A 4,723-nucleotide genomic window follows, 5' to 3' on the forward strand; every position below is an offset into this window, starting at 1 on the left:
GCGCCGCGCTGCGCCCCGTCGGCCATGTCGCGCAGCCACAGCGCCTGGAGCGCCGCCACCCCGGCCCCGGCGGGCACCAGCAGCAGCCCGAGCGCCGCGCCGCCCTTGGCCTCGCGGAACGCGCCCCGGATCAGCGTGCCGAGGGCGGCCAGGGGGCCGCCGAAGCGGCGCCTGTCCGAACCGATTTCATCGTCGTCCGTCTCCGACTCCGTTTCCTTGTACGGCATTTCACGCGGTACGGGCATGGGTACGGGCACGGGCCCCGGCCCCGGCGCGTCATCCTCTTCGGTGAAGCGGGCCGCCTGGAGCGCGTACATGCGCGCGTACCGCCCGCCCAGCGCCATCAGCTGCCCGTGCGTGCCGCTCTCCGCGACCCGGCCGCCGTCGAGCACGTGGATGAGGTCGGCGCGGCGCACGCCCGAGAAGCGGTGCGAGATCAAAACGGTGGTGGCGCCGCGCGCGACGCCCAGGAAACGGTCGAAGAACTCGGCCTCGGCGCGGGCGTCGAGGCCCGCGGTGGGCTCGTCCAGGACGAGGACCGCGCCGTGCCGGGCGGCCAGCAGCGCGCGGGCCAGCGCGATCTGCTGCCACTGGCCGCCGGAGAGGTCCGCGCCGCCGGTGAACTGCCGGGACAGGACGGTGTCCCAGCCCGCCCCCAGCCGGTCCACAAGCGCCGCCCCGCCCGCCGCCGCCAGTGCTTCCTCAAGAGCCGCGCGGTCCTCGGCGGCTGCGAGGTCGCCGAAGCCCACGTTGGCGCGGAGCGGCAGCGGGTACTTCACGAAGTCCTGGAAGACGACGGCCAGTCGGCGGCGCCACGCGTCGGGCCCGGCCGCCCGGATGTCCGTGCCGTCGACGGTGATCCGCCCGCCGTCCGGCTCGTACAGCCGGGCCAGCAGCTTGATGAGGGTGGTCTTGCCCTCGCCGTTGGCGCCGACGATCGCGACCGAGGACCCGGCGGGGATGCGCAGGCTGAGCCCGTCGAGGACCGTGCGGCCGGTGCCGGGGTAGGTGAAGGAGACGGACTCGACGGCGATCTCCCGGCGGGGCGGGCCGAGCGTGCGCGCGGCGGCGTCCGTACGGGCCGGGCTCGCCGCCGCCCGCTCCTCCAGCGCGGCGAGCGAGCGCAGTCCGAGGAGCGCGTCGCGCACCAGGTAGTCGAAATCCCCGGCCCAGCCCAGCACCGGCAGCCCGAGCGCCGCCTGGACGACGATGACGAGCCGCGCGAGGCTCAACTCCCCGTGCACGGCGGAGTGGGCCGCGTACCCGAGCACCAGCCCCTCGGCCAGGACGAGGAAGAGCACGGCCCCGTAGGCGCGGCCGGTCGCCGCGCGCCGGGCGGACCAGACGGCCGTCATCGCGGTGCGCCAGACCTCCGTCATCCGGCCGGCCGCCCACTCGCCGAGGCCGAAGACGCGGATCTCCTTGGCCGGTCCGGCGTCGACCGCGAGGCCGCGGAAGTACCCGGACCGGCGGATCGCGCCGCTCGTCGCGGACATGGTGCCGTGCACGCTGCGCGCGATGCCGAGGTTGGTGCGGTAGGTGAGCGCCCCGGCCGCGCACAGCACCACCGGCGCCCACCAGGCGAGCGGCGCGAGCAGCCCGATCAGCGCGAGCGCCTGGAGCCGGGGCTGCACCACCTCGGGCACCAGCTCCGCCAGCGCGTCCGGCCGGGTGCCGGGCCCCGTCGCGAGCCGCAGGGTGTCGGCGTGCGCGGGGTCTTCGAGGTGCGCGATGCCGTACGGGCCGCTGCCCGCGGCCATCACCCGGTCGTCCACGGCGTCCGCGACGCGCAGCCGCAGCGCGTCGGTCAGCCCGGACTGGAGGGCGCCCAGGACCGTACGGGCGAGGGCGAGCGCGCCGAACGCGGCGAGGACGAGCAGCAGCCGGCGGCCCGCCGCGGAGCCGAGCCCCGCGCCGACGACGGCCGGCAGCGCGCCGACGAGCAGGCCGGTGGCGACGACGACGAGCGCGGCGGCGGCCGCGGCGGCGAGGACGGCCGCGCCGAGCGCGAGGGTGTGGCCGGGGGACGCCCGCCACAGCAGTGCGACGGCGGAGGCGGCGCGCAGGGGCGCGGGCACGCGCCGGTCCGCTCGGCTTGCCATGACGCGGACCTCCCGGGTCGCCGGTACGGGCGACCGGACGCCTCCGCATGCTCACAAGGGCGCGCGCCGGGCGGCGTCCGTTCCCGGCCACCGCCGGACGGCGCCGGACAGCGGCTCAGCGCGCGTTGCGGGCCAGTTCGAGCGCGTACTTCTCCCACCATGTCCCGGCGCCGGGGCCGCCCTTGCAGGTGCCGTCGGACTCGCCCGGCCGCTTGATCCACAGGTAGGCGTCCACGCGCTGGTCGCCGGTCCTGGAGGTCGGCGGTTCGCCGAGGGCGCGCCCGGCCGGGTTGCACCAGGTCTTCTCGTGGTCGGCGCCGGCCAGCGGGCCGTTGCCGTTGCGGCTGGTGTCGATGACGTAGTGCTTGCCGCCGAGCAGACCGGACAGCTTGTCGCCGTACTCCTTGTTCGCCTCGGTGGTCTGGAAGTTGGAGATGTTCAGGGCGAAGCCGTCGGCGGCGTCCATGCCCGCGCGCCTCAGCGGGTCGACCATGCGGTCCGGGGGCGTGACCCAGTTGGGGTTGCCGGCGTCCAGATAGACCTTGGCGTGTGGCAGCGCCTTGATCTTGCCCACGGCCTCCTTGAGCAGCGCGAACCGCTCCTCGTGGAACTGCGCGGGGGTGCAGCCGTCCCCGATGTGCGGCAGCGCGTCCGGCTCCAGGACCACCGTCGCGCGGCGGTCCCCGATGCCGCGCAGCGCCTTGTCCAGCCAGGCGCGGTAGGCGTCGCCGTCGGCGGCGCCGCCCTGGGAGTACTGGCCGCAGTCGCGGTGCGGGATGTTGTAGAGGACGAGCAGCGCCTCACGGCCCGCCTTCGCCGCGGCCTCGGTGAAGCCGCGGGTCTGCCCCTCCGGGTCCTCGACGCCGATCCACTCCGCGACCGGCTGGTCGGCGATCTTGTCGATCAGCGCGGCGTCCTCCTTCTTCCCGTCCGCGCGCAGCTTCGCCGCTTCCTTGGCGGCCGTGCTGTCGGGGTTGACCCAGTAGGGGGACGTGGACTTGGGGCGCTGCGTGGGCCTTTCCTCCTTCTCGGGCTTGTCGGGCTTGCCGGAGGAGGACGAGCAGCCGGCGAGCAGCAGCAGCGCCCCCACCGCCGCCCCCGCCGCGCTGATCCCAGCTCGATGCCTGTGCCCGGTGCGACTGCCGTACATCCACTCCCCCTTGGCTGTACTCCTGGAATGGCCCAGGCCCTCAGCGGGACAAATCCGGTCCCGCCAATCCTGACACGGGGGCCCCGGCAGCCGACCCGTGTCGAGAAGCTGTTACGGCCATTCAGGGAGCTGCCACGGGCGTCCGCCACCACCGGAAATGTTCGAACAACGGCCCTCCGGCGCCCCCGTACGGGTCGTCGCACAGCCCTTCCGTCGCCGCATCCGCACCGGCAGCCCTCCGTGTCCGCCGCGCAACTTGGCGTCAACTCGCCCTAGTGACCGAGGGCCTGACGTTCTAAAGTCTTCGCCGTGGCCCCGGCCCCCGGCCGCGCCATACCTCCCGCGGTCGCGCCGGACCACTCCCGCAGTCCTGGCTCCCGCGGTCGAGGTCGGGCCGGGTCGGCGGCTCCGGGGGGAGCGGGCCACTGCCCCGGCCCGATTGGCGGCGCGCCCGACGCCCACCCGTTCGGCCCAGCACGCCGCCGGGCCCCGGCTCACGCGCCGGACGCGGGCGCGGGGCGCTCGCCGGACGCCGACGCGGGACGTTCGTCGGGCGCGGGACGTTCGCCCGTGAGGTACGCGGAGACCACGACGTTGGCCGAATAGGCGTGGCGGGACCGGTCGTACGCGCCGCCGCAGGTGATGACGCGCAGCTCGGCGCGGTGCCCGGCGCGCGGCCCGTAGACCTTCGCCGCGTCGAAGTGGTGCTTCTCGAAGACGGAGACGTCCTCGACGGTGAACTCGGCGACGGACCCGTCCGAGCGGGACACCTCGATGCGCGCGCCCGGCTTGACGCCGCCGAGGCCGTGGAAGACGGCGGGCGCGGTCCTGGTGTCGAGGTGGCCGACGAGGACGGCCGGGCCGGTGCCGCCGGGCCGCGGCCCGCCCCGGTACCAGGCGACCTCGCCGGGACGCTCGTACGGCGGCGGGTCCACCGCGCCCCGCGCGTCGAGGCCGCGGGCGACGACGGGGGCCCGTACGCCCAGCGACTCGATCGCGATGCGCCGCGGCCGGGCGTCCGGCAGCGGGCCGTGCGCCGGGGGCAGCGGATGGCTCGCGGGCCGCCCCACGGCGGCGACGTCGCCGGTCGTCGGCGTCGCGCTGCCCCGCCCCTCGGTGATCTCCCGCCCCCACAGCCACAGGCCCAGCAGCAGCGCCGCCCAGACCACCCCGATCGCCAGGCGACCGTAGCCGCCGCTGCGCGCGTGCTCCATCGTCGGCGGCCCCGTCCCGCTCAGCGGTCCGTCGTCGCGCCGCGGCGCCGGCGGCGGTGCAGGAACAGCCCGCCGAGCACCAGCGCGGCGCCGCCGGCGAGGACGAGCCCGTACGGCTCGGGGCCGTCCGTGTCCTCGACCCGGGGCGCGGTGCCGCCGCCTCCGGCCGGTACGGGCGCCACGGGCGAGGCGGGCAGGGTGGAGGCGGAGCCCTCGGCGGTCACGGTCAGGTTCCCCTGGACCGTCTCCTCCTCGCC

4 protein-coding genes are annotated in these 4,723 nt (G+C 76.2%); all 4 read right to left on the reverse strand.

All coding sequences use genetic code 11. From position 1 onward, the window contains the following. Positions 1 to 2,102, reverse strand: a 2,102-nt coding sequence (locus ACFU99_RS33525) for an ATP-binding cassette domain-containing protein (protein ID WP_384399257.1), incomplete at its 3' end; no start/stop codon positions are given. A gap of 115 nt (positions 2,103 to 2,217) precedes the next feature. Then, positions 2,218 to 3,252, reverse strand: coding sequence for a glycoside hydrolase family 6 protein (locus ACFU99_RS33530; RefSeq protein WP_384399260.1), 1,035 nt, complete (start codon positions 3,250 to 3,252; stop codon positions 2,218 to 2,220). Between the two features lie 494 nt (positions 3,253 to 3,746). Beyond that, entirely contained in the window at positions 3,747 to 4,466 is a 720-nt protein-coding gene (locus ACFU99_RS33535; protein WP_384399263.1) for a class F sortase, read from the reverse strand. A 20-nt stretch (positions 4,467 to 4,486) separates the two neighbouring features. Continuing rightward, a partial coding sequence (locus ACFU99_RS33540; RefSeq protein ID WP_384399266.1) for an LPXTG cell wall anchor domain-containing protein occupies positions 4,487 to 4,723 on the reverse strand: 237 nt, incomplete at its 5' end.

The sequence above is a fragment of the Streptomyces sp. NPDC057654 genome (genome assembly GCF_042800135.1).
GTDB lineage: Bacteria > Actinomycetota > Actinomycetes > Streptomycetales > Streptomycetaceae > Streptomyces.

What these genes read in the sequence shown, in the direction of transcription:
- ACFU99_RS33530 (WP_384399260.1), bottom strand. Translation starts at nt 3,252, where the DNA reads ATGTACGGCAGTCGCACCGGGCACAGGCATCGAGCTGGGATCAGCGCG.
- ACFU99_RS33535 (WP_384399263.1), bottom strand. Translation starts at nt 4,466, where the DNA reads ATGGAGCACGCGCGCAGCGGCGGCTACGGTCGCCTGGCGATCGGGGTG.